Raw genomic sequence first — 24935 nt, forward strand, 5'->3', positions numbered from 1 at the left:
GGCATGCCCCGTCGTCGATCCGCCTCCGTCTCCGGTGTCCGTCGCGGCGCGCGACACGGCCGGCACGGACGGCTCGGCCGCAGCGAGGTCGTGAAGCCCCCGCTCGCCCCGCTGGACGGGCGCATCGACCGCTTCGACCTCACCGTCGGGACCGCCGTCGAGTTCCTCCGCGGCACGTGGCCGGAGCTCCAGGACGTCCGCTTCGAGATCGGTGCGCTGCCGAGCGCCGAGGCCGACGGCGAGGTGCCCCGCTGGCACCTGGACCGGGACCGGCGGAGGATCGTGCTTTTCCGCATCCCGATCGAGCGCCTCCTTCCCCCCGGCCACGACGACGCCACCCATCGCCGGCTGGCGATCGAGAGCGCCGTCTTCCGTGCCGCGGCCGAATACGTCGGCCGCGAGCCGTGGGACCTGGGGCACGATCACTGAACGCGCCGCCCGCCCTGCTCAGGGATAGACGGTGATCGAGCTCTCCACCCCGGCGGGCGCGGGGACCGGCAGGACCGCCAGCGCCCCGGCTCCCGTCAGCGTCACCGCCGCGTGCACCGGCCCCGCCGGCTGGAGCAGGTAGGACCGATCGGCGCGGACCTCGACCGCGCGGGTGCCGCCGGCCGGAACGGTGATCTCCTGCGGAGCGTCTCCCTCGATCGTGCGGAGGGTGACCGTGACCTCCTCGTCCGCGGGGTTGGCCAGCTGCAGCTTCGGGCTCGGCCCCGCGGGGACCGCGAAGGCCACCTCGGTGTCGATCTGCGGTGCGGGCGTCACCCAGGCGAAGTCGGAGTCCGCCCCGAAGCCGTCCTGCTGCCGGACTCCGGCGACGACCGGTGCGTCCGCATCGATCTCCACGGTGTAGGTCCCGGGCTCCAGTCCGCTCAGCGACACCTGCGTCGGCTCGTCCGCGGTGAGCGGCACGACGAACTCGTCGAGTCCGGCGGCACCGCTCTGCCCCGTGACCCGCACGCGCGCCGTGGCGTCCGCTCCGGGGGCGAGCAGGCGGAGAACGGTCATGTCGCCCTGGTCGCCCTCGGTCTCGAAGGCCTGCACCCCCGGGAGGACGAGGTGCTGCTGCGGGCCGGCGACCGCCTCCTGCTGGTCCGCGCCCACGGGGTCGAGCACCCGCATCAGGGCGGACTGCAGCACAGCACGCACGGGGGCTCCGACGGCGCTGACCTTGACGACGGGCACGTCGTTGCCCGCCGCGACGGAGGTCAGCGGAAGGGCGGTCTGCGTGCGCGGCGGCACGATCACCGTGCGGCCGCCCCGAGCGGTCCCGTAGACGGCGAGCGTCACGGTCGCCGCGACATCGGAGGCGTTCGCGAGCAGGACGACGTCCTCCGCACCGGTGCCGACGGACCCGCCGATCAACCACGACTCCAGGCGCGGCACGCCGCAGGGCGAGGCCGCGAGGCCCGCGAGGTCGTCGGCGGCGAGCCTCACCGACTCCGCTCCGGCGATCAGCGGCGCCGACCGGCCCTCCACCGCGCCGGTGAGCACGGGGACGTCGTCGCCGTCCACGAGGTCAGGGGCGGCGAGCCCGGACGACGTCGGTGCACCCGACGTGCCTCCCGCGGTCACCCGTGGCGTGCCCGCGGCGCGCATCTCCAGCGGCGCCGCCGTGTTCCGACCGAGGGCGCGGAAGTCGCCGGAGCACAGCAGGACGCTGTCCCCGGGAAGCGGCGTCACCTGTTCCTGTGCGGGCTCATGGGTCACGGTGGGCCACGGGGCGTGCACCGCCGCGACCACCCCGACGACGCACGCCGCCGCGACCACGACGCCGGTGGCGAGGCGCGCGCTCGTGGCGACGACTCGGAATGCGCGCGTGCCGGTCATCGGTCCTCCTCCGCCGTGCGGGCGTCGTCCTGGCGTGCGGCGACCGGGCCGCCGTGCGCGTCGGGAGCACCCGTGGTGTCGTCCTCATCCGCCGCCTGCGGCGGATCCGCGCCGTCGTCCCCTGGTTCGGCGTCCGCGATCGGGGCAAGGGCCTCGTCGCGGAGAGCCGGTTCGTCCTGCGGGTCCTCCACGGCACCCACCGGGGGCTCGTCCACGGTCTCCGGCTCGCGATCCTCGGCGTGCCGCGGGAGCACCAGCGGCTCCTCGGGCGCTCGGCCGACGATGCGGGACCGCGCCCGCGCGGCGCGCCGCGACGCACGGGTCGGGATGGACAGCAGCAGGGCGGCGAGGACGACCAGCAGCTGGACGGTCACGACGAGGCGCGCCGTGCCCTCCGCGCTCCCGCTCAGCTCGGCGGGCGCGGCGGGCTCCCCCTCGAGACGCCACAGGACGCCGCGGTCGGTGGACCCGGCCTGCATGAGACCGGCGCGCTGGTCGATGGCCGCCACGGACGCGGTCCGCAGCGACCGGGCCCGATCCCCCTCATCGTCCACCGCCGCGAGGAGCACGTAGCTGATCCCCCGGTCGAGCAGTTCCGAGGGCGCGTCGAAGTCGCGGGCCGAGATGAGGTCCACCGCGAGGGTGGAGACGTCGTCGCCCTGGGGCTCGACCGCGGTCGAGAGCATCGTCGTCTGTGCGCCCAGGGTCTCACTGGCGCCGTGGACGACCTCGACGGCGAGCCCGCCGTCGTTCTGCGGCGTGAGGATGAGGGTCGCGACAGGCTGGTCTCCGGCCGCCTGTGCGCGCACGTACGCCGGAAGCGTCGATTCGGGACCGTTGGTCAGCGCGGATCGATCGGTGTGGAGCGCGGTGAGGGCAGGTACGGCGCAGGCGACGAGTGCGAGAGCCGCCACACCCGTCGCGGCGACGCGGAGCCGAGGCAGCGGGAAGGCCGTGTCCAGGGTGACCGTCGCGGCGCCGACCACGCCGATCCACGCGAGGCTCAATCCGGTGCCCGGCCAGATCGGGACGGCGGTGCCCTGCGTGAAGGCGACGCTGACGCCCACGGCGAGGAACGCGGTCGCCAGGCCGGTCAGGGCGACGACCAGGAGAGTGATGCCGGCGCGCCACCGCGGGGACACGGCGGACCCGAGGGCGAGCAGCGCGAGCGGAGCGCACAGCAGTGCCGCCCAGGTGCCGGGGACGACCGTCGCCCAGCCGGCGAGATCCTCGGTCGGGAACCCGGTGGCGAGGGCGAGACGCCCGGCGGCATCGGCCGCGGCCTGCGGCCCGAGCCAGGTCAGCCCGGGGTCCGCGAACAGGCCCAGGGGGGTGCCGTGGGCGAGCTGCCAGAAGATCAGCGGCGCAAACAGGGCAGCCGTGGGCAGGGGCAGCCAGAGGAGGCGGCCGGCGCCGCGGAACTGCGCGGTGCCGAGCACGATCCCGAGCGCCACGACCCACAGCACGGCGAGCGCCGGCGCGAGCACCGGTGCGCACGCCACGACGGCTGCGAGGAGCAGGGACGCGCTGCCGGCGGCGCCCCAGGAGCGGTGTGCGACGACCGCGGAGTGGAACAGCCACGGCAGCAGCAGATGCACGAGGACCGCGGCCGGTCGGCCGTCGACGAGCGCGGTGAGGAAGGTCGGCGCGAGGGCCCACGCGATACCGGCGAAGATGCGCAGACCGGCACGATCGGTGACCCGGGTGGCGGCGAACCACCCGCCGAGGACGGCGAGGGGAAGCGCGAGGATCCACAGCAGGACCACCGCGAAGGAGGGCGCACCGGGCCACAGCGAGCCGAGCAGGGCGACGACGGCGGCGAACGGATCGGCGGGGCCGACGACGTCGAGACCGACCCCGCGCATCCCCCAGGCCGCGTCCCGCCACAGCGCGCCGACCGTCTCCCGCAGCGGAAGCAGGCCGCCCCCGCCCAGCGCCGGCCAGGCGAGGAGGCTGGTGAAGGAGGCGATGCTCACCACGAGAGCGGCCAGGACCGCCCACGCCCCGCCGCCGGAGAAGAAGCGGAGCTCGCTGACGGCTCCGTGCTCGCTGCCGTGCCCGTCGTCGAGCCGGCGTCGCAACTGCGACGGCGTGACCCGCAGCGGGGCGATGCTCGCCCAGGTGGAGGAGCGGAAGGACCGGATCCGAGCCCGCGATCGGGCGACGGCCCCGAACCGGAGCATGGCGGTGAGGGCGGCTCCCCACTCCGGGAACACCGCCTCCGGCCGCTTGCCGACGAGATGGGCGAGGGAGCGCCAGAGCGCGAGGGGCAGGAAGGTCAGCCAGTGCAGGGGGACTGCGGCCGCCGGGGCGTAAGCGAGACGCCGATGCAGTTGCGCGAGACGGGTGACGAAGGCACGGCGGGATCGTCCTGTCGGCAGTGCCGCCGGACCGTCCGGAGCGGCGGAGACCCGCGCCGCCGGGGCGAGCACGACCCGACCGCCTCCGAGCCGAGCGCGCACGCCGAGATCGAGACCCTCGTCCGCGCCGGCCAGGGCGGGGTCGGGGCGCAGGGCCTCGCGCACCTCGCCGCGGATGAGCAGGCCGCGGATGTCGGCGCCGAGAGCGTCGTCCATCCGATCGTGCTGGCCCTGATCCAGCTCCCCCGCCGCGAGCTCCACCGCGCGGCCGAAGGTGGTCATGCTCACACCCAGGGACACGATCTCGCGGTCGTTGTCGGTGGCGACGAGCTTCGGCGCGACGATCGCGGCGGACGGCGAGCGCTCCAGCATGCCGGTGAGGCGCTCCAGGGCGCGCGGGTGCGGCGCGGTGTCCTGCGCGAGGATCCAGATCGCGGAGCCGTCGAGGATGCGGGGGCGCGCCAGGTCGATGGCCTCTGCGAAGGACGTCGAGGGCCGCGCCTCGATGATGCCCTCGACCGTGGCGGCGACCGCTTCGCTCTCCCGAGCGGTGGCGGCGTCGCCGCACATGATCAGCGTGACGGCCGCGGGCGGGACGGTCTGGGCGCGCACGGCGTCGAGCGTGCGGAGAAGCTGGGCGCGTGCGGAGGGGCCGGGGCGCGCGACGATGAGGGCATGAACTCGGGCTGGCATGACGTGGTCAGCCTATGCGCGCTGTCACGCCGGGTAGCGCACCGCTCCCGGCGCGCCCACGAAGCCGCGCGGCGGAGAGGCGTCAGCTGGCGCGGCGCTTGAGCTTGCGACGCTCGCGCTCGGAGAGGCCGCCCCAGATGCCGAAGCGCTCGTCGTTGGCCAGCGCGTACTCGAGGCACTCGCCACGCACGTCGCACGAGGTGCAGATGCGCTTGGCGTCGCGCGTGGAGCCGCCCTTCTCCGGGAAGAAGGCCTCGGGGTCGGTCTGCGAGCACAGGGCGTCGCTCTGCCACGCGAGCGCGTTGTCGTCGTCCGGGTCGGACCGGCGGACCCCGGGGACACCGAGGTTGACCGGATCGACGAACCAGTTCTCCGGCACATCGGAACGGTATCCCGTCATCTCGACCTCCAACCCTTCAAAAACCGCCCCCCTGGCGGGCCGTGCTCACCTAATTACACCCGTGTCATTCGCTCCGGTCAAGTCGCGGATCGTAAACCCTCAAGCGATTCTTGAAGGTTCATGGACGTCTCTCGGCGTGTCGCGCCCGCGCGGATCAGTGCCCGGGGGTGGCCACGAAGGCCTCCCCCGTGCCCGAGAGCGTCAGGCGGCGCTCCTCGGCATCGGCGAAGGCGACCGCACCGACCCGGAGCGCGATGTCCGCTCCCGACTCCGTGGCCACGCGGACCGCACCGCCGGTGGCCAGCACCATCGTCGGGCCGTCCACCTCCACGGCGATCGGCTCACCGTCGAGGCGCACCCGGCGGAGGGCGAAGTCCGGCACCGGCACGGAGTACGTCGTCACGGCCTCGTCGCCCTCCGGCCGCAGCACCGGCACCTCGCCGGGCGTGGTGTCCAGGATCGCGAGCAGCTCCGGCACGTCGATGCGCTTGGGCGTCAGGCCGCCGCGGAGCACGTTGTCGCTGGCCGCCATGATCTCCACGCCGAGACCGGAGAGGTACGCGTGCAGCAGGCCCGCCCGCAGGAAGACGCCCTCGCCGCGACGCAGCACGAGATGGTTCATGAGCAGAGCGACCACGACCCCCGGATCTCCGGGCGAGGTCTCGGCGATGGCGGCGACGGCGCGCAGCGACGGGTGCTCCTGACCCGCGGGTCCGTCCGCGGCACGGCGGACGGCGGCGATGACCTCGTCCACCGCGGCCTGCGCCTCTCCCCCGAGCAGCCACCCGATCGCGTCTCCGAGCGGGTCCGCCGCGCCCATGAGCCGCTCGCGCAGGGACCGGACCCCCGGGACGTCGTCGAGGGCGTCGAGGAGACGCAGGGTGTCGGCGACCGGACGCAGACCGCTGAGCGATTCGAAGCGCTCGCTGAGGGCGACGAGGAGCTCCGGCTTGTGGTTGTCGTCGCGGTAGTTGCGTCGCGGGTCGTCGAGCGGCAGGGCGCTCTCCCGCGCCCAGCCGGCCCTCGCCTGCTCCTTCGTCGGGTGCACCTGGATCGACAGCGGCCGCGCGGCCGCGAGCAGCTTCAGCAGGTAGGGCAGCGTGCCACCCGTCACCTCGTCCAGCGTCCCTCCGCCGTCGAGGTCGGCGGGGTCGCCCGGGTGGTCGCCGAACCACACCTCGGCCTCCGGCGCCCCGGACGGCTCGCGCCCTTCGAGTTCGGCGAGGAGCGACGGCGACCCCCAGGCGTAGTCGCGGGGCACGTTCGTGAGGCTGCGCAGCATGCCCCCAGCGTAGAGCCCGGGGCGACGGACGGGTCGGATCCGGGCCCGTCGAGGTAGCCTGAGTCGCAATGGCCCAGTACACCAAGCACCCGGTGGCCGCCCCGCCCACCGCGCCCGAGCGCGAATCCACGGGGCACCTCCTGCTGCGCGGGTACGTGATCGCCGTCCTCTTCGTGGCGTTCGCCCACTCCGCGGTCTACAACCTGCTGGGAGAGGTCGGCGCGGCGATCACGCTCGCGCTCTTCACCGCGGCCACGCTGGCGATCGGGATCCCGATGCTCGCCCGGAACCGTCCGCAGCCGTTCCGCTGGCGCCGGCTGCCGTGGGCGGCCCTCGGCTACGCGGCCCTCGCCCTCCTCTCCGTCGTCTGGTCGCAGTGGCGTGTGCCGACCGTGGCGACGGGGGTCCTGTTCGCCGCGGTCACCGTGAACGGCCTCTTCATCGCGCACGTGCTCACGTGGCACGAGATCGTCCGCGCCCTGTCCTCCGCGTTCAAGTGGATCCTGGGGCTGTCCCTCGCCCTCGAGCTCTGGGTCTCGCTCGTCCTGCACGGCCCGCTGCTGCCGAACTTCGTCGACCTCCCGCCGGGGAAGATCGACCCGCAGTGGTACTGGGTCCGCGACAACCTCTTCGACGGAGGGCGCATCCAGGGCATCCTCGGCAACGCGAACCTGCTCGGCATCGTGTCGCTCTTCGCCCTCATCACCTTCGGCGTGCTGTTCGCGGCGAGGTCCCGCTGGCGCACGACGCTCGCGCTGTGGATGCTGCTGGCCGCGTACTTCCTGTTCCGCACGGCGTCGGCCACCGCCCTCGCGTGCGCCGGGGCCGCCGCCGTCGTGCTCCTCGTCGCCCTGCTCATGCGGCGCGCCGCCTCACCGGGCGCGCGCACCCGGATCTACGTCATCGCGATCGGGTCGACCGCCGTGGGCGCCCTCGTGCTCTGGCTGCTGCGCGAACCGCTGCTCGGCCTGCTCGGCCGCAGCGCGGATCTGACCGGCCGGTCGAGCAAGATCTGGGAGAAGGTCCTGGAGCGCGTCGCGGAGCGCCCCGTGATCGGCAACGGGTTCTCGAGCCCCTGGGTGCCCACCGACCCGGCATTCGACGGCTGGATCGTCGACCACGGCATCACCGTCTTCCACGCCCACAACATGTGGTTGGACGTGCTGCTGCAGCTCGGCATCGTCGGCCTCGTGCTGATGGCCGTCGCGTACGGCAGCCTGCTCTGGCGCTCCTGGTTCTTCGCCGTCGACCGGCCGCGATGGGATCTCGACGCGCATCGCCCCTACTCTCCGCTGACGCTGCTGCCCAGCCTGTTCACCGTCGTGCTGCTGGTGCAGGGGCTCACGGAGTCCACCCCGATCATGCTGTGGGGCTGGCTGCTCCTGGTGCTCCTGTCCTTCAAGCTCAAGTCGGTGCCGCTGGTCGGCGTCGGCGAACGGGACCTCGTCTTCGAGCGCGGCGCGACGCCGCGGCGGGTGCCGTGACGACGGGGCATCGCCTCGCCCGCCTCCTCGGCTCGGCGGAGATGGCCAGGGCGTTCACGCTCGCGGCGCTGCTGGCGGTGTTCGGCTCGTTCGCGATCGAGCGGATGACGTCGGCGGTCACGCTCGCCACCGTCATCACCGCGCTCTGCCTGCTCGGCGCGGCGATCCTGTGGGTGCGGCGGGAGGAGCTGTCCGCGCTGCGGATCGCGCCGTCCTCGCTGCTGGCGTTCCTGGCGTGGGCGCTCGTGAGCCTGCTGTGGACGACCGACCGCTCCGACACGATCCTGGGCTGGCTGTCGCTCTTCGGCTACGCCTTCCTCGCCATCACCATCGGGCACGTCCGCGACACCCTGCAGACCGTGCGGGCGCTGGGCGACACCCTCCGCGTGCTCCTCGGCATCTCGCTCGGGGTCGAGATCCTGTCCGGGATCCTCCTCGACCTCCCCTTCGCGTTCCTCGGCATCCAGGGCAACCTCGCGGCCGGCGGACCCATCCAGGGCCTGTTCGGCAGTCGCAACATGCTCGGCTTCATCGCCGTGCTCGCCCTCATCACGTTCGTGATCGAATGGCGCACGCAGTCGGTCGACCCGCCCCTCGCCGTCGGCTCTGTCGCCCTCGCCGGCGGCCTCGCGTTCCTGTCCGCGTCGCCCACCGTGCTGGTGCTCGCCGGCGCGGTCGGGGTGGTCACGGTCGCCCTCACCATCGTCCGCCACACCCCGCCGGCGCGTCGCAACGTCGTGCAGTGGGCCCTGGGGGTGCTCGTCGCGCTCGCCCTCACGGTGGCGTTCGCGTTGCGCCACCAGATCATCGCCCTCCTCGACGCCGGGTCGGACTTCTCCATGCGCGCGGAGCTGTGGAACATGATCCTGGACTTCGTCGCGGTCAAGCCGATCACCGGGTGGGGGTGGTTCGGCGACTGGGCGCGTGGAGAATACCCGTTCACGTTCATCAACTTCCAGCTCGATGACCGCCACCAGAGCGCGCTGAACGCGTTCTTCGACGTGCTGCTGCAGCTCGGCGCCGCGGGTCTGGTGCTCTTCCTCCTGCTCGGCGGCATCGCGCTGATCCGCTCGTGGCTGGTCGCGAGCGTGCGCCGCTCGGTCGTCTACGCGTGGACGCCGATCACGCTGGTCACCCTGGCGGTCGACTCGATGTTCGAGAGCTTCACGCTCGTGGACGCCGGCTGGTTCATGCTCGTGCTGTGCGCCCTGCGGGCCGGACAGTCCCGGTCGTGGCGGGAGAACATCGACGCCGCCCATACGGGCGCCATCCCGACGCTGCGCCCGCAGGAGTGAGGCGTCGGGCTCAGCGGACCGTCGGGAGCTTCTCGGCCCAGGCCAGCGCGTCGCGCACGCCGTCGTCGACGGAGCGCTCCGCGCGCCAGCCCAGCACGTCGCGCGCGCGCTCCACGACCGCGAAGGCGCCGGCCTGGTCCCCCGGCCGCCGCTCCGTCTCGACGACCGGCAGCGGGGCGCCGGTCACCCGCTCGAACGCCTGCACGAGCTCACGGACGGTGACCCCGTCGCCGGTGCCGAGGTTGATCACCCGGTAGGGCCCGGTGGGCGTGGCGACCTCGTCGAACCGCGTCACCGCGGCGACGTGCGCCAGCGCGAGGTCCCAGACGTGCACGTAGTCGCGCAGGCCCGAGCCGTCCCTGGTCGGCCAGTCCGTCCCGGTGATCGTGAAGGGCTCGCCGGCCGCCCGCGCCTGCATGATCTTCCCGAGCGCATGGGTCGGCCGGGGGTTCTGCAGGCCGGTGCGCAGCTGGGGGTCGGCGCCGATCGGATTGAAGTAGCGGAGAGCGATGGCGCGGAAGTCGCCCGCGGCCGCGGCATCGGCGAGGATCTGCTCGACCATGGCCTTGGTGGTGGCGTACGGGCTGGAGGGAGCGATGCGGCCGCTCTCGTCGACCCCGTCCCCCGTCTCCCCCGCGTAGATCGAGGCCGACGAGCTGAAGACGATGCGGTGGATGCCGGCGTCGCGGAGACGACGGAACAGGACGATCGACCGGCCGACGTTGGTGTCGTAGTAGCCGAGGGGGTCCGCCACGGACTCCGGCACGACGACACGCGCGGCGCAGTGCACGACCGCGTCGATGTCCGGATGGTCGCCCAGCAGCCGATCGAGCACCGCGGCGTCGGCGATGTCGCCCACGTACAGGTCGCGCCCCGCGCCGAAAGCGGCGAGGCCCGTGGACAGGTCGTCCAGCAGCACGACCTCGATCCCGGCCTCCAGGCACGCGGTCGCCACGGTCGATCCGATGTAGCCGGCCCCGCCGGTGATCAGTACCTTCATCGCGGTCAGTCTAGCCAGGCGCGTCGTGCGCGCAGGCGGGGCTCTCCGCAGATCCGAAGGAGACCAACGGGCAGATCCGAAGGAGACCAACGGTAGGCTACTCACTGCTCGTCGAGTCGCGCGCTGCCCTCCGGCAGCGGCTGCGGCACCAACAACGGAGAACCTCCCTGTGGCCCACGTCCTTCAGAACGTCGTCTTCCCGCTCGATCGCGACCCCGACCTGCTCCCGCTGTACGCCGACCCCGAGACGTGGTCCGTGATCGAGGACGAGCCGGTCCGCGTCTCCAGCCGCGCACATCTCGGCAACATCCTCGGCCGCCACCGCGCCCGCATCGTCGCCGGGCGCCGGGTCTCGCTCGGCACCTACTTCAACGCCTTCCCCGCCTCCTACTGGCAGCACTGGACCAGCGTCCGGGAGGTCCGCCTCACCGTGCGCACGACCGGCCCGGCGACGGTCCTCGTGTACCGCTCGAACGGCTCGGGCGTGCGTCAGCGCGTGGCCACGCGCGAGGTCACCGGCGAGGCGACGACCTCCTTCGACCTCGACCTCACCCAGTACAGCGACGGCGGCTGGATCTGGTTCGACATCGTCGCGGACGAGAAGCCGGCCGTCCTCGAGGGCGCCGAGTGGACCACCGAGCAGGAGCCCGCCCGCACCGGCAAGGCGTCGCTCGGGATCACGACCTACAACAAGCCCGACTACTGCGTCGAGACGCTGCGGGCGCTCGCGGCGTCGCCGGACGCGCTCGAGTTCGTCGACCGCATCTTCCTCGTCGACCAGGGCACGCAGCTCGTCGCGGATCAGGACGGGTACGCCGAGGTCGCCGAGCGGCTGGGCGAGACCCTCCAGGTCATCCGGCAGGGCAACCTCGGCGGGTCCGGCGGCTTCGCCCGCGCCATGCACGAGTCGCTCCAGCGGCCGGAGAGCGACTTCGTCCAGCTGCTCGACGACGACGTGCGCATCGAGCCGGAGTCCCTGCGCCGTTCCATCGTCTTCGGGCAGTTCGCGACCACGCCGGTCCTCGTCGGCGGGCACATGTTCGACCTCCTCGACCGCCCCAAGCTGCACGGCTGGGCCGAGGTCGTCGACGAAGAGCCGTTCATGTGGCGCAACCTCTACCAGGAGAAGATGCCGCACGACTTCGGGGCGGCCAATCTGCGGCAGTCCCCTCTCCTGCACATGCGCATGGACGCCGACTACAACGGCTGGTGGATGTGCCTGATCCCGCTCGACGCCGTCCGGAAGGTCGGGCTGTCGCTCCCCGCATTCATCAAGTGGGACGACGCGGAGTTCTGCCTGCGCGCCGGCGAAGCGGGCTTCGCGACGGTGTCGATGCCCGGAGTCGCCCTCTGGCACGTGTCGTGGGTGAACAAGGACGACTCCATCGACTGGCAGGCCTACTTCCACGCCCGCAACCGCCTCGTCGCCGGCCTGCTCCACTCGAACGCTCCCCGCGGCGGCCGCCTGCTCGTGCACAGCCGCCGGGTGGACCTCAAGCACCTCATGATGATGCAGTACTACCCCGTGGCCCTGCGCGCGAGAGCACTGCGGGACGTGCTGTCCGGCCCCGACCACATGCGCCGGAACCTGGCCACCGCGATGCCGGCCGCACGGGCTCTGGCCGCCGAGTACCCGGAGACCGTGGTCCACCGCGATCCCGCCCGGGTCCTGCACTCCCGCCACGGGCGCCAGGTCTTCCAGCGGCTGGGGCGCAACCAGTACGACAACCCGACCGGGATGCGGCTGCGCATCTTCACGCTGAAGACGCTCGTCTCGCACTGGATGCACCGCCCCGACCCCGCCAACGTCGCCCAGCCCCAGGTGGAGTTCGGCAAGGAGGACGCCCACTGGTGGCGTGTGCCGCACTTCGACAGCGCGCTGGTCAGCGCCGCCGACGGCTCGGGGAAGAACATCTACACGCGCGACCGCGCCAAGTACCGCAGGATGCTGCGGGAGACCATGCGCCTGCACGCCGAGCTGCGCCGGCGGTGGCCGGAGCTCCAGCGGCAGTATCGGGAGGCACTGCCCGAGCTCGTCTCGCCCGCGTCCTGGCAGCAGATCTTCGAGGAGAAGGCATGACCGTCGAGTCCCCCGTGTTCGACCCCGCGAGCGCGGCGATCGTCATCGTCACCTTCAACCGCTCGCACCTGCTCTCGGGACTCCTGACGAGCATCACCGCGATGGATCCGAAGCCGGGCCGCGTCATCGTGGTCGACAACGCCTCCTCCGACGACACCACGGATGTCGTGGAGTCGTTCCGGGACGACATCGGCACGGAGCTGGTCTATCGCCGGCTCGACACCAACACCGGCGGCTCCGGCGGCTTCAGCGAAGGCATGCGCACGGCGTACGACCTCGGCGCCGAGTGGATCTGGATGATGGACGACGACGTGGAGGTGCTCCCCGACGGTCTCGCCCGGATGGGCGCCTGGGCTCCCCGGTTCAAGAGCATCCAGGGGCGGCGCTACGACTACGACGGCAGCGAGTTCTACTGGCAGTACCGCATCGCGGAGCGCATGGGCATCCCGATCCCCTTCGCCCCGGCGGGATTCGACTCCTCCGGCTACAAGGAGATGAACAGCGGCTGCTTCGAGGGGATGTTCATCCACCGCTCGATCGTGCAGCGGATCGGGCTCCCGGACCCGCGCTTCTTCATCTACTGGGACGACCAGATGTACGGCTGGCTCGCCTCGCGCCTGACCACCGCGGTCATCGTGGACGAGTTCGTGCTGCGCCGCACCCGCGAGATCCGGCAGTGGGACATGGGCATCCGCCACATGAACGCGTCCAGCAACGCGTACCGCTACTACATCATGCGCAACCGCGGCTTCATCAAGCAGTACTACCGGGTGCACGGCGTGTACAACCCGGTGCTCTTCGGGCTCGGGACGACCGCCACGTTCTTCAAGGAACTGATCCGTCTCGTCTTCGTCGAGCGCACGGTGCGCGGCACGAGCAATCTGTTCCGCGGACTCCGCGACGGCGGCCGCATCGGCCGCGACCGCTCGTGGCAGCCGATGAGCCCCCTGGAGGCCTGAGATGGTGGAGCCGCAACCCGAGGTGCGGTGGGCGCCGCTTCCGCCGCGCCCCCGGAACCGCGGACGCATCTGGCTGATCGTCGGCCTCGCGGTCGCGGCCCTCGCGATCGTCGGGCTGCTGCTCTTCTTCCTCCTCCCCCGTGACGGCGCCCCGGCGCCCGGCGCGAGCGCGAGCCCCTCGCCGTCCGCCACCGCCTCGTCGACCCCGACGACGGCGCCGTCGTCCCCGACCGCGCCGTCGGGAGCCGCTACGCCGGAACCCACGCCCATCACCACGCCTCCGCCCGTCGGCGACCCCTCTCTCGAGGTCTTCCGGGACAAGGTCGGCGGGTGGCTGACCGCCGCCGAGCGCGGCCTCGACATCGTGGACGAGAACCGGAACCAGGACGCCCTCCCCGTCGTGGACTCCCTCCAGGAGGACGCCCAGCGGTTGGGCGATGCGGTCCCCCCGTCATCCATCCAGGACGCCTGGCGCTCCGGGGTCGAGACCTACGCGGAGCGCCTCACCGCCCTTCGGACGGCGCTCGAGAGCGGTTCCGGCATCTCCGGTGCCCTCGACAGCGCCCGGTCCGCGGTCGCCGAGCTGCGCAGCGTCGCCGGGTTCTGACGTCGCCCCCGTCCGCCCGCGCCGCGGGGTCGGTCAGACGGCGTAGTCGGCGTTGTAGCGGTCCAGCACCTCGGCGATCGGCGCGTCCAGCGCGAGCGTGCCGCGGTCGAGGTAGAGACCGCGAGTGCAGAAGCGCCGGAGGTCGCGCTCGTTGTGGCTCACGAAGAACAGGGTCCGGCCGTCGGAGAGCAGCTCGTCGATGCGCTTGTAGCACTTCTCCCTGAACGCCTTGTCGCCCACCGCCAACACCTCGTCGACGAGCAGGATCGGCTCGTCGAGCTGGGAGACGACGGAGAACGCCAGCCGTACCTTCATCCCGTTGGAGAGGTGCTTGTAGGGCGTCTCCTCGAACCCGGCGAGCTCCGCGAAGCCGATGATGTCGTCGTAGCGGCGCGCGATCTCGTCCTTGGCCATGCCGTGCAGCCCTGCCGTGAGCCGGACGTTCTCCCGCACCGTCAGGTCGCCGACGAAGCCGCCGGTGATCTCGATGAGGGGTGCGACGCCACCGTTGACCCGCACGCGCCCCTCGTCCGGAAGCAGGACGCCGGCGACGAGGCGCAGCAGCGTCGACTTGCCCTGTCCGTTCCGTCCGACGACGCCGATCGACTCCCCCGGCTGCACGGTGAACGAGACGTCGCGGAGCGCCCAGAACTCGCCGGGGCGCGACCGGCGGGAGGCGCCGCCGAAGAGATCCTTGAAGCTCCGCCGCCCGCGCCGGTTGCGCCGGAAGCGGACGCCGAGACCCTGGACATCGATCGCGGCGTCCATCACAGCTCCTTCAGCACGGGGCGCTCGAGACGCCGGAACGCCCAGACGCCCAACGCGAGGATCAGCAGGCACATCGCGACGCTGACGGCGAGGGTGAACGGGTTCCACTGGTCGGGGAAGAACGGCATGCGGTACAGCATGAAGATCCCCGCGAGGGGATTGAACGCGCCGAGGGTCTGGAAGATCCCGGGGAGGTCCGTGACGTTGTAGATGATCGGGGTCGCGTAGAACATGGCCCGCAGGATGAGGGCGGTGGTGCGCTCGAGATCGGTGTAGAGCACGCACAGCGGCGCCACGAGCAGTCCGAGCCCCACCAGCAGCACCGTCTGCAGGAGGATCGCGACGGGCAGCCACAGCATGCCCCAGCCGATCTGCACGACCTGTCCGGGGTCGCGTTCGAGGATCAGGTTCGCGACGATGAACAGCGCCAGCACCGGAAGGGAGAAGAGGTACTCCATCCCCTTGCTGAGCACGATCCGGTTGACCCAGATGGATCGTGGGATCGCCGTGGAGCGGACGAGGCGGGCATCCTTCTTGAACGCGCGTGTGAAGTCGGACACGGAGCTGTTGAACCACACCCAGGGCAGCAGAGCGCTGATGAGGAAGATGATGTACGGCTCCTCGCCGACATCGCGCCGGAACACCTGCGTGAAGACGAACCAGTAGATGGCACTCATCACGAGCGGGTCGAGCACCGACCACAGGTAGCCGAGGAAGCTCGTCGCGTACCGGACCTTGAGGTCGCGGGCGGACAGCAGCCACAGCGAATGCAGATAGCGCCGGGGCGTCCCGGGCGCCCCGACAGCAGCGTGACCCACGATCCGAGTCTAGGAGAGGGTGTTGTTCCAGAGCGACAGCGCCGACCCGATGGCCATGTGCATGTCGAGGTACTGGTACGTTCCCAGGCGGCCGCCGAAGTGCACGTCCTTCTCCCCCTTCGCGAGCTCACGGTAGGCCAGCAGGCCCTCGCGGTCGGTCGGGGTGTTCACGGGGTAGTACGGCTCGTCGCCGCGCTCGGCGAAACGCGAGAACTCCCGCATGATGACGGTCTTGTCGGACTCGTAGACGTCCTTGCGCTCCGGGTGGAAGTGCTTGAACTCGTGGATCCGCGTGTACGGCACGTCCATGTCGGGGTAGTTCATGACGCTGGTGCCCTGGAAGTCGCGGACGTCGAGCACCTCCTGCTCGAAGTCGAGCGTGCGCCAGCTCAGGGCTCCCTCGGCGTAGTCGAAGTAGCGGTCGACGGGACCCGTGTACACCACGGGTACCTGGCCGCCGGTGGCCCTCTTGCTCAGCGGCTGGGACTCGTCGAAGTAGTCCACGCCCAGCTTCACCTCGATGTTCGGGTGATCGGCCATGCGCTCCAGCCACGCCGTGTAGCCGTCGGTGGGCAGGCCCTCCCAGGTGTCGTTGAAGTACCGATTGTCGTAGGTGTAGCGCACGGGCAGGCGGCTGATGATGTCGCCGGAGAGCTTCTGCGGGTCGGTCTGCCACTGCTTGGCGGTGTAGTCGCGGAAGAACGCCTCGAACAGCGGGCGGCCGACGAGGGCGATGCCCTTCTCCTCGAAGTTCGTCGCGGACTTCACGTCGAACTCGCCGGCCTGTTCCCTGACCAGCGCGCGGGCCTGGTCGGGGGTGTACGCCGCCTGGAAGAACTGGTTGATCGTCCCGAGGTTCACCGGCATCGGGAACACGACGCCCTTGTGGGTCGTGTAGACGCGGTGGACGTAGTTCGTGAACGACGTGAAGCGGTTGACGTACTCCCACACCGTGGCGTTCGACGTGTGGAAGAGGTGGGCGCCGTAGCGGTGCACCTCGATCCCGGTCTCGGGCTCGGCCTCACTGTAGGCGTTGCCGCCGATGTGCGCGCGGCGGTCGATGACGGTGACCTTGCGGCCGGCGTTCGCGGCGCGCTCGGCGATGGTGAGGCCGAAGAAACCGGAGCCGACGATGAGGAGGTCCATGCGTGATTCTTTCCTGTCTGGCGCCCCGTCCGGGGACCCGTCGCGGCCGCCCGTCGCGGGGCGGCCGTTGGCCCTCCCATGCTACCTGCGACGACGGGCGGCGCCGGTCAGCGGCGCCCCGCCGGCGCCGGGCTTCGTATGCTGAAGGGACGATGACGATAGATATCATGCTGCCCTTCTGGGGGGACCCCACGCTGCTGCGCCGGACCGTGGAGTCCGTCCGCGCGCAGACCGACGGCGACTGGCGCCTCACGGTGATCGACGACGCCTACCCGGACCCCGCGGTGGCGGAGGCCTTCGCCCGCCTCGACGACCCGCGGATCCGGTACCGGCGGCATGACGAGAACGTCGGCATCATCGAGAACTTCCGGGAGAGCGTGCGTCTGGCCGAGGCCGACCATCTGGTGGTGCTGGGCAGCGACGACCTCCTGCTGCCGGGGTACGTCGCCGCCGTCCGCGCCGCCATCGCCCGCCATCCGGACGCCGCCGTGGTCCAGCCGGGCGTTCAGGTGATCGACGAGAACGGCGCGCCGTCGCTGCCGCTCGTCGACCGGGTGAAGCAGCGGATGCTGCGACCGGACACCCGTGCCGGTGACGTCGAGCTGAGCGGGGAACGGCTCGCGACGAGCCTGGTGCGGGGCAACTGGCTCTACTGGCCGTCGCTCGTTTTTCGGACCGACGCCATCCGTGCGCACGACTTCCGCGACGACCTGCCCATCGTCCTGGATCTGGCGATCGTCCTCGACATCGTCTTCGCGGGCGGATCGCTCGTCGTGATCGACGACGAGGTCTTCGCCTACCGACGGCACACCGAGAGCGCGTCGCAGAAGGCCATCCTCGACGGTTCCCGCTTCCGGGACGACCGCCGGTTCTTCCTGGAGACGGCGCGACGGGCCGACGAGCGCGGCTGGACGACGACCGCCCGCGCGGCCCGGGCCCGCGTGTTCGCGCGCCTGCATGCCCTGACGACGGTGCCGACCGTCATGCGACGCGGGGACGCCGAGGGCCGCCGCGCCCTCTGGGCGCACATCCTGCGCTGATCAGCGCCGGACGGCCGACCCCCACGCCCGCAGCAGCATCACGCGGGCGCGGAGCACCGCCCCGATCCCGCGGGGCCGGGACGGGGAGGCGTTCGCATCGTGGATCCGCCGCCGGATCGTCGGGGCCTCGATGTGCGTCATCGTGCGGTGCGCGTTGCCGACGAGCGCGATCCAGAGATCGTGGCTCTCGTCGAGGTACGGCGGGAACGGCAGGACCCGGTCGAGGGCGTCGCGGCGGACGGCCATGGCGCAGCCGTAGTACGGCGCCATCCCGGCGAGGATCCGCAGCGCGTTGCGCACGCCCTGCCGCGACCATGTCGCCCGCAGCCGCCAGGGCCGGCGGGTGATCGGGTTCGGGAGCGGATCGTCGGAGCCGAGCAGCACCAGATTGGACGCCGCGACCGCGGAGTCCTCGAGCGCGGCGAGGAACAGGGCGCGCCGACCGGGGATCCAGACGTCGTCCTGATCGGACAGCATCACGACGTCGCCCGTGGCCCGGCCCAGCGCCTCCTCGAAGGTGCGGACGTACCCGCGATTGTCTCCCCGCGCATGCACCCGGATGCGCGGATCGTCGAAGCCCTCCAGCACGGCGACCGTGCCGTCGGTCGAGGCGTCGTCCACGACGACCACCTCGTCCTGGGGCTCCAGCTCCGCGAGGATCGACTCGAGCTGCGGTGCGAGGTACCGCTCGCCGTTGTACGTGGCCATGCACACGCTCACCCGGATCGCACTCACGACGCGGCCTCCTTCGCTGGTCTGCGCAGCTCGGCACGGAGCACGAGCACCTGATACCCCGCGACGCACAGCTCCGACACCGCCACCGCCCACGCCACCGCCGGCACGGATCCGGCCGCGGCGAAGAGGAGGATGAGCGGAGCCCCGACGAGCGCGCCGATGAGCGTCGAGACGGCCAGCGCGCGCACCCGGCCGACGACGACCAGGCAGGCGTAGCCGACGATGGCCGCCGTGGCGATGCCGATGAAGGCGATGCCGAGCGGCAGCGACACCTCCCAGGGGACGGTGATCGCGCCGACGGAGAGGATCGTCGACGCCCACGGGCTCAGCACCGCGATGCACGCGCCGCCGATGATCCCGATGACGACGGCGGCGCCGGCGGCGATCCGCGCCCGGTGCCGGTAGTCGGCCTCCGGGTCGGGCACCCATCCCTGGAAGAACTGCTGGATGGGCAGCAGGGCGATCGAGGCGTACTTGAACAGACGGTCGGCGACGGCGTACATCGGCTGCAGCGCGGGGAGGAACGCCTGCACGGCGACCATCGGCAGGGTCACGTAGAGACCGCTGACGAGCGTGGCGGAGACGGCATGGCGCTGTCCGCCGAGCACCACCCGCAGCGGCACCCGCGGGTGCGGGGATGCCGACGAGCCACGGAGGACGGTCACCGCGTCGATCACGACGGCGCCGACGAAGCCGAGTCCCTGGGCGACCAGATACACCCACAGCTCGCCGGTCAGGACGGCGCCGACGATTCCGACGACGGCCCCGAGGACGGTCGGCAGCGTGTCGCAGAGGAGCAGCCGCAGGGGTTTGCCCTCCCCCGTGAAGTACCACGCCGCCCCGAGGTTCGGCAGCAGGTACACCGCGGCGCCGAGCACGGAGACGAGGACGTCGCCGCGGATGAGCAGGGCGAGGATGACCGCGATCACCGGGAACACGAGCAGATAGAGCAGGGCTCGCGCGCGGAGGGACGTGCGGTAGAAGGCCTGCCGGCCCTCGATCGGGATGCCCGCGACGGTCGCGGCGCCGGTCGCGCCCCAGCCGAAGGCCACGAGGATCCCGCCGAACTGCGACACCGTCTGGATGAGCGCGAGGGTGCCCCAGGTGGTCTTGCCGAGAGAGGCCGTGAGGAGGGGGATCGAGATGATGCCGATGAGGGTGACGACGCCGACCGAGACGGTGAACCCGCTCAGGCGGCCCGCCGCGGAGCGCACGGCGCCGCTCACACCGGCTCCGGCGCGATGACGGGTGCCGTCCACCGGATCTCGGCGGCGACGGGGGCGAGCGCCGCGGGCATCCGGCCCATCCGTCCCCGGACCGCGGCGACGACCGCGGCGCGGTACACGCGCAGGAGCGCGCGTCGCGGCTGCGCGACCCAGACGGCGTTGACGAAGTGGATGCCGTCGAGGAGGGAGTCCCGGATGATCTGGCGGGGAGCCACGAGGAGGTACTCGCGGTTGAGCACGATCCGGTTCCGGAGTCGGTAGAAGTAGCGGAAGGGGGTGCTCAGGGTGATCTCGGGCGGGATGCCGGGCAGCCGCACCGTGCGTCCCCACAGCTCACGGCGGTACTTCGTCCCGAGGGCGTGCTCCATCCGCACGCCGCCGGCGGCGAGGACCCGCCATCCGCGGCGGCGCAGCCGGAGCTCGAACTCCGTGTCGACGAGATCGATGAAGAAGTCCTCGCGCAGCGCTCCGACGGCCTCGACCACCGGCACGGGGAGGAGCATCCCGGACTGGATCACGTTGGCGGCGTCGCCGTAGGGCGCCTCGGGCCCGCGCTGCTGCCGCACCCCGGCGAAGAACTCCGGGACGACGACGCCGACGCGGGCGCCCGCCGCCGTCGCGGCGTCGTGGGCCGCGAGCAGCGCGGCCACGAAGCCCGGCTCGATGTGCGAGTCCTGGTCGAACGTCAGCACGAACCCGGCGCCCGCCTCCTGCGCCCTGGCGATGCCGTCGTTCAGCGCCGCGGCGATGCCGTCGTTGGCGGGGCGTCGCACCACCGTGGCGCCGTCCGCGGCGAGCGCCGACAGCACGGGGTCGGCCGTCGGGCCGGAGCCGTCGTCGACGACGATCACGCCGTCGACCTGCGGGGCGACCGAGGCGACCGCCTCTCTCGCGGATTCACCGGGCCGGAAGGTCGAGAAGACGGCCCAGACACGCGAGGCGCTCATCCGAGGCGCACCGGACGGGGGACGGAAAGCAGAGACTCCAGCATGGCGCCTTTAGACTAGCCTCATTCGCTGATCGACCCCGCAGACCCGGAAGGCCCTCTCGTGTCGACCTCCCCGTTCGGCACCATCGTGCTGGCCGCCTACTCCCCCGATCCGGAGCTCTTCCGTCGTCAGCTCGCCTCCCTGCGGGCACAGACCGTGGAGAACTGGGAATGCGTGATCTCGGTGGACGGCGATCCCGCGCCCGTCGCCGCCCTGGTCGAGGAGATCACCGAAGGGGACGGTCGCTTCCGGATCGTCGGCGACGGATCGCGGCTGGGCTTCTACCTGAACTTCGAGCGCGGCCTCCTCGCCGTCTCCGAGCGCAGCACGTGGATCGCGCTCTGCGACCAGGACGATCGCTGGGACGCCGACAAGGTCGAGCGTCTGCTCCCCCACCTCGACGAGGTCTCGCTCGTCTCCGCCCAGGCGCGGATCGTCTCGTATCCCTCCGAGAAGGAGACGGGGCGCACCGCCCGGCAGGATCACGGATCACTCTTCACCCTCCTCTCCAACGAGTTCACCGGCTCGCTGTGCCTCTTCGCCCCGGAGCTGCTGGCGACCGCCCTCCCCTTCCCCCGCGCCTCGACGAGGGTCGCGACCCACGACCACTGGCTCGCGGTCGTCGCGGCGGCCCACCGGGGCACGCGCATCGTCGACGACGTCGTACAGGACTATGTGCAGCACGACGCCAACGTCTTCGGCGACCCGAGCCGGCTCGGCGGCGGCAGCATCCGCCAGTCGGTGCGCAACATCCGCGACCAGGCGGAGCGCTACGAGGGCTCCCGCTCCCCGCGGGCGATCGCCCGGATGACCTTCTGGACCTATGTGGGCTGGCGACAGCTGCTGGTCGACTCGCTCGATCGACGGATCCCGGCGTCCCGCGTCGACGCCCGTCGTGACCGGATCTTCGGCGACGACCGTCGGTTCCGCGCGGCATCCGCCCTGCTCCGGGTGGCGCGGCGGCGTGGCATCGTGCCGGCGCGCTTCGCGCTCGAGTATCGCGCGAGCTGGCTGTGCGGAGCGGTCAGCGGCGGGCGCCGCGCCGTCCGTCGTGCCGTCGACGCGACCGGCGTCTGACGGCGGAGCTCAGTCGCGCTCTCCCGGCGCGCTGCGCTCCTCGAGGCCGGCGGTGCGCTGCTCCAGCCGCTCCAGCTGAGTGCGCAGGATCGCCGACTCCTCTGCGAGACGGCGGGTCTCCTCCTCGACCTGGCTGAGCTCCCAGGACAGGTGCAGCGCGACCCCGAGTAGCAGCAGGATCGCCGTCGCGAAGAGCAGGTTCGACGGCACCTGCACGCCGAGGAACGCCGTGAGACCGGCCAGGAGCCCCGGGAAGAGCCCGACGATGAGCACCGAGACGGCGATGATGAGCCACAGCACGGCGTACTTCTCGCGGAGCCGTCGCGTGAGCAGCATCCAGAGGACGATGACGAGGATGAGGACGGCGAGGGCGATGCCGACGAGGACGATCATGCGCGCGGTTCTCCCTTCCGCGAGCCGGTGCGTCGCATCGCGGCCAGCAGCAGGGCGAACACCGACCTGAGCAGGTAGACGGTGGAGCCGAGCGGACCCTGGCTGGGGGTGCCGTGGGCGCGAGGGCGCATCGCGACACCGACCTGAGTCACCGTGAGGCCGGAGTGCAGCGCCGCGACCAGGGAGTCGAGCGTGTCGCCGAGGTACTCCGCGGGGTAGTACCGGACGTACTGGTCGATGGCCCGCGCGTTGGCGGCGCGGAATCCGCTCGTCACGTCCGTGAGCCGGGTCTTCGCGATCCGCGAGACCACCGAGGCGAGGAAGACCATCGCCCACCGGCGCGGCCCGCGGACGGAGTAGTCGCCGACGTCGGAGAAGCGCGCACCGATCGAGATGTCCGCCTTCTCGAGGCCGCCGAGCACCCGCTCGATGTCGCCCGGGTCGTGCTGCCCGTCCGCGTCCACCTGGATCGCCGCGGCGTACCCTTCGCGCGCCGCATAGGTGAACCCGGTGCGCATGGCCCCGCCCACGCCCAGGTTGAACGGGAGCGACAGGACGGCGGCGCCGGCCTCCCGTGCCGCCGCGGCGGTGGCGTCGGTGGACCCGTCGTCGATCACGACGACGTCGTAGCGCGACGACGCGGCGCGGATCTCGCGGACGGTCGTCCCGACGTTGTGCTCCTCGTTCCACGCGGGCACGAGGACGAGGACACGGTTCGCACGTGTCTTGTCGGTCATGTCAGGATCTCCGAGTTCAGCCCAGACCGCACGCGGTCACTTCGTACAGTCTGGCATCGCCTTCGCTGTCGACCAGACGCACCACCCCGGAATCCTCCAGCTCCTCCAGACCCGGGAGCGGATGCGAGCCGTTGTGCACCTCCCGGTCGCCGAAGTCCAGCACGAAGCCGACGCCGGTCTCGCGGAGGGCATCGCACACGTCGGGCTGCGTCTCGGCGTCGACGAGATGGTCGTTCACCGTCTGGGCGTCCTCGGAGACGTCCACGAGGATGTGCGGCATGAGCACCTCGCGGCCGCCGATCGCATAGGCCAGCGCGGTGCCCGTGTAGGGGTTCCCCGCGATCTTCTCCCCCGCCGGCACGTGGGCGGGGAGTCGTTCGAGCAGCGCCATCTCATCGGCGCTCACCAGTGCGGAGTCGTCGTCCAGCGCGAACCGTCCGTGCGCCTGCTCCACGGCGTGCGGCAGGGCGGGCAACGGCAGCAGGACGGCGCCCACGACCGCCAGGGCCGCGCCCGTGAGCGTGCGGGCCCTCACGGCCTCGGGGCGCGCCGCCGCCCAGCGTCGTGCCACCGCCTCGACGGTGCGCGCGACACCGAACGCCGCGAGCGGAACGAGCGCCACGCCGAAGACGGCGGCGAGCCGCGGCCAGTTGTTGTACCAGCTCCCGGTGAGCGCGTCGCGGAGCGTGCCGAACGGCGAGGCGATCACGATCACGAACAGGGCGGCGCCGATGATCCACGACGCCACCGTCACGAAGACCGACCCGGTGCGCTCCCGGACGGCCCATGCCAGACCGAGCAGGATCGCGAGGGCGACGCCGATCGACACCGTGCCGTAGAACATTGACACCTGCGCCACCTCCTGCACGGCCTCGGCCGGGCTGAGCGCGGTCGGCCACAGGCGCGTGGGCAGCGGCGGGCGGAGGATCTTGAGCAGCAGCAGCCCCAGGCCGAGGTACGCGAGCACCCCGACCACCAGCCCGATGCGTGCCCGACCCGCGGGGTGTCCGCGCCAGAAGCGGACGGCGAAGACACCGACCATCGGGACGGACAGTGCCAGCCACGCGACGAACCCGCCGGGATGTGCGAGGGCGACCCCGGGGATGGCGCCCAGGAGGACGAAGCCCCACCAGCCCGGCGCCCGCTCCCCGGCGGTCGCCCCGATCCCGAGCAGGGAGGCGGTCGCGGCGAGCGCGACCGGGGCGAGCGCGAGCGCGAGCTGGAACGGGTAGAGCACGCCGTAGTCCATCGGGAGCAGCGGGAACATCGGCACCGACGCGCTGACGAGCGCCGCGCTGACCGTGACAGCCGCGGTGGCCCCGGCGAGCACCCGGGAGAGCAGCACGGCGCCGAGCGGCCACAGCACCGCGGCGATCACGAGCGTCTGCGCATTGACCACGGCGGGGATGCTCGCGCCGCTCAGCTGGACGACGATGGCGGCGGTGGCGTGCCAGACCGACGGGTAGAACGGCACGCCGCCGTTGGGGCTCGTCATCTGGCCGAGTTCGAGGGGCGAGGCGGCGCCGGTGTCGAGGATGTAGCGGATCGCGTTGAGGTGGAAGACGTTGTCGAACGTCTGGGAGATCGCCGTCGGCGCTCCGATCACAGAGAGTGTCTGCCCGCCGATCACGATCGCGGCGAGGACCAGGGCGAGCACCGTCCACCACGGTGAGAAGGAGCGCGGCGCCACCGGGCGCGTCGTCGTCCTGCGTCGCACGAGCAGCACACCGGCGCCGATCACGACCGCCAGGACGAGGCTCGGAAGGATCGACCACCCGAGACCGAGCCATCCGGCGACGACGCTCGCGCCGCCGATCACCGTCGTCGCGAAGGCGGGGGCCGCGGCGACGGCCCAGAGCCCCCGGAGCCCGATCACCCAGGCGAGCGACCCTCCGAGAACCGCGTACACCGCGAGGAGGACGACGGCAGGCCACAGCAGTTCGAGCATTCCCATTAGTTCCAGATCTCTCGCGGACGACCGGATCAGGATATCCCGCGGCCATGGTGATCCCCTGC

General features: G+C 71.9%; 22 protein-coding genes. 8 read left to right on the top strand and 14 right to left on the bottom strand.

Annotation, left to right across the window (positions count from 1 at the left end):
* Nucleotides 1-3 precede the first annotated feature (3 nt).
* Nucleotides 4-429, top strand: a complete 426-nt coding sequence (locus AB0300_RS10435; RefSeq protein WP_249521541.1) for a hypothetical protein — start codon at nt 4-6, stop codon at nt 427-429.
* A gap of 18 nt (nt 430-447) precedes the next feature.
* On the opposite strand, the gene AB0300_RS10440 is transcribed toward AB0300_RS10435, so the two are convergent.
* From AB0300_RS10440 to manA, 4 genes are all read right to left on the bottom strand, one after another.
* Nucleotides 448-1830 carry a DUF5719 family protein gene (locus AB0300_RS10440; RefSeq protein WP_085607147.1) on the bottom strand — a complete coding sequence of 461 codons (1383 nt, stop codon included), beginning with the start codon at nt 1828-1830 and terminating at the stop codon, nt 448-450.
* A complete protein-coding gene (locus AB0300_RS10445; RefSeq protein WP_025103033.1) occupies nt 1827-4883 on the bottom strand; it encodes a glycosyltransferase in 3057 nt (1018 codons plus the stop codon). Before AB0300_RS10445 ends, AB0300_RS10440 begins: the two co-directional genes overlap by 4 nt.
* An 82-nt stretch (nt 4884-4965) precedes the next feature.
* Entirely contained in the window at nt 4966-5283 is a 318-nt protein-coding gene (locus AB0300_RS10450) for a WhiB family transcriptional regulator (RefSeq protein WP_025103032.1), read from the bottom strand.
* Nucleotides 5284-5437: 154 nt separating this feature from the next.
* The gene (manA, locus tag AB0300_RS10455; RefSeq protein ID WP_303708235.1) at nt 5438-6565 is read right to left on the bottom strand and encodes a mannose-6-phosphate isomerase, class I; all 1128 of its coding nucleotides are present in this window, start codon (nt 6563-6565) and stop codon (nt 5438-5440) included.
* Nucleotides 6566-6633: 68 nt separating this feature from the next.
* Between manA and AB0300_RS10460 the strand changes: the two genes are divergently transcribed.
* Together AB0300_RS10460 and AB0300_RS10465 are read left to right on the top strand one after the other, a co-directional pair.
* On the top strand, nt 6634-8049 hold the full coding sequence (locus tag AB0300_RS10460) for an O-antigen ligase family protein (protein ID WP_249521539.1): 1416 nt from the start codon (nt 6634-6636) through the stop codon (nt 8047-8049).
* Nucleotides 8046-9344 carry an O-antigen ligase family protein gene (locus AB0300_RS10465; RefSeq protein ID WP_231729425.1) on the top strand — a complete coding sequence of 433 codons (1299 nt, stop codon included), beginning with the start codon at nt 8046-8048 and terminating at the stop codon, nt 9342-9344. The genes AB0300_RS10460 and AB0300_RS10465 overlap by 4 nt, the downstream gene beginning before the upstream one ends.
* Nucleotides 9345-9354: 10 nt before the next feature.
* On the opposite strand, the gene galE is transcribed toward AB0300_RS10465, so the two are convergent.
* On the bottom strand, nt 9355-10344 hold the full coding sequence (galE, locus tag AB0300_RS10470; RefSeq protein ID WP_366215953.1) for a UDP-glucose 4-epimerase GalE: 990 nt from the start codon (nt 10342-10344) through the stop codon (nt 9355-9357).
* Between the two features lie 169 nt (nt 10345-10513).
* Between galE and AB0300_RS10475 the strand changes: the two genes are divergently transcribed.
* From AB0300_RS10475 to AB0300_RS10485, 3 genes are read left to right on the top strand one after another with little or no spacing between them, the layout of a single operon-like run.
* Nucleotides 10514-12424 carry a glycosyltransferase gene (locus AB0300_RS10475; protein ID WP_249521537.1) on the top strand — a complete coding sequence of 637 codons (1911 nt, stop codon included), beginning with the start codon at nt 10514-10516 and terminating at the stop codon, nt 12422-12424.
* The gene (locus AB0300_RS10480) at nt 12421-13383 is read left to right on the top strand and encodes a glycosyltransferase (protein ID WP_025103026.1); all 963 of its coding nucleotides are present in this window, start codon (nt 12421-12423) and stop codon (nt 13381-13383) included. Before AB0300_RS10475 ends, AB0300_RS10480 begins: the two co-directional genes overlap by 4 nt.
* 1 nt (nt 13384) lies before the next feature.
* The gene (locus AB0300_RS10485; RefSeq protein ID WP_303708240.1) at nt 13385-13990 is read left to right on the top strand and encodes a hypothetical protein; all 606 of its coding nucleotides are present in this window, start codon (nt 13385-13387) and stop codon (nt 13988-13990) included.
* Between the two features lie 33 nt (nt 13991-14023).
* Here the strand turns inward: AB0300_RS10485 and AB0300_RS10490 are convergent, their stop codons facing one another.
* The 3 genes from AB0300_RS10490 to glf are packed head-to-tail and all read right to left on the bottom strand — an operon-like array spanning nt 14024 to nt 16722.
* On the bottom strand, nt 14024-14758 hold the full coding sequence (locus AB0300_RS10490) for an ABC transporter ATP-binding protein (protein ID WP_025103024.1): 735 nt from the start codon (nt 14756-14758) through the stop codon (nt 14024-14026).
* Nucleotides 14758-15576 (bottom strand): ABC transporter permease, encoded by an 819-nt coding sequence (locus tag AB0300_RS10495; protein ID WP_366215954.1) that lies wholly within the window; start codon nt 15574-15576, stop codon nt 14758-14760. Before AB0300_RS10495 ends, AB0300_RS10490 begins: the two co-directional genes overlap by 1 nt.
* Nucleotides 15577-15585: 9 nt before the next feature.
* Nucleotides 15586-16722, bottom strand: coding sequence for a UDP-galactopyranose mutase (gene glf / locus AB0300_RS10500; protein WP_366215955.1), 1137 nt, complete (start codon nt 16720-16722; stop codon nt 15586-15588).
* A gap of 167 nt (nt 16723-16889) precedes the next feature.
* On the opposite strand from glf, the gene AB0300_RS10505 reads away from it, so the two are divergent.
* Complete coding sequence (locus AB0300_RS10505) at nt 16890-17762, top strand: glycosyltransferase (protein ID WP_366215956.1); 873 nt, start codon at nt 16890-16892, stop codon at nt 17760-17762.
* On the opposite strand, the gene AB0300_RS10510 is transcribed toward AB0300_RS10505, so the two are convergent.
* The 3 genes from AB0300_RS10510 to AB0300_RS10520 are packed head-to-tail and all read right to left on the bottom strand — an operon-like array spanning nt 17763 to nt 20670.
* On the bottom strand, nt 17763-18497 hold the full coding sequence (locus AB0300_RS10510; RefSeq protein WP_249521532.1) for a glycosyltransferase family 2 protein: 735 nt from the start codon (nt 18495-18497) through the stop codon (nt 17763-17765).
* Nucleotides 18494-19756 (bottom strand): hypothetical protein, encoded by a 1263-nt coding sequence (locus AB0300_RS10515; RefSeq protein WP_249521531.1) that lies wholly within the window; start codon nt 19754-19756, stop codon nt 18494-18496. Before AB0300_RS10515 ends, AB0300_RS10510 begins: the two co-directional genes overlap by 4 nt.
* Nucleotides 19720-20670 carry a glycosyltransferase gene (locus tag AB0300_RS10520; RefSeq protein WP_249521530.1) on the bottom strand — a complete coding sequence of 317 codons (951 nt, stop codon included), beginning with the start codon at nt 20668-20670 and terminating at the stop codon, nt 19720-19722. The genes AB0300_RS10515 and AB0300_RS10520 overlap by 37 nt, the downstream gene beginning before the upstream one ends.
* 102 nt (nt 20671-20772) lie before the next feature.
* Between AB0300_RS10520 and AB0300_RS10525 the strand changes: the two genes are divergently transcribed.
* On the top strand, nt 20773-21789 hold the full coding sequence (locus AB0300_RS10525; RefSeq protein ID WP_338565773.1) for a glycosyltransferase: 1017 nt from the start codon (nt 20773-20775) through the stop codon (nt 21787-21789).
* 9 nt (nt 21790-21798) lie between these two features.
* Here the strand turns inward: AB0300_RS10525 and AB0300_RS10530 are convergent, their stop codons facing one another.
* The 3 genes from AB0300_RS10530 to AB0300_RS10540 are packed head-to-tail and all read right to left on the bottom strand — an operon-like array spanning nt 21799 to nt 24873.
* The gene (locus AB0300_RS10530) at nt 21799-22182 is read right to left on the bottom strand and encodes a DUF2304 domain-containing protein (RefSeq protein WP_025103016.1); all 384 of its coding nucleotides are present in this window, start codon (nt 22180-22182) and stop codon (nt 21799-21801) included.
* Complete coding sequence (locus AB0300_RS10535) at nt 22179-22919, bottom strand: glycosyltransferase family 2 protein (RefSeq protein ID WP_062766473.1); 741 nt, start codon at nt 22917-22919, stop codon at nt 22179-22181. The genes AB0300_RS10530 and AB0300_RS10535 overlap by 4 nt, the downstream gene beginning before the upstream one ends.
* 16 nt (nt 22920-22935) lie before the next feature.
* Nucleotides 22936-24873, bottom strand: coding sequence for a DUF6541 family protein (locus tag AB0300_RS10540; RefSeq protein ID WP_366215957.1), 1938 nt, complete (start codon nt 24871-24873; stop codon nt 22936-22938).
* Nucleotides 24874-24935: the final 62 nt, after the last annotated feature.

It is taken from the genome of Microbacterium sp. NPDC078814 (assembly GCF_040702645.1).
Taxonomy (GTDB): Bacteria; Actinomycetota; Actinomycetes; order Actinomycetales; family Microbacteriaceae; genus Microbacterium.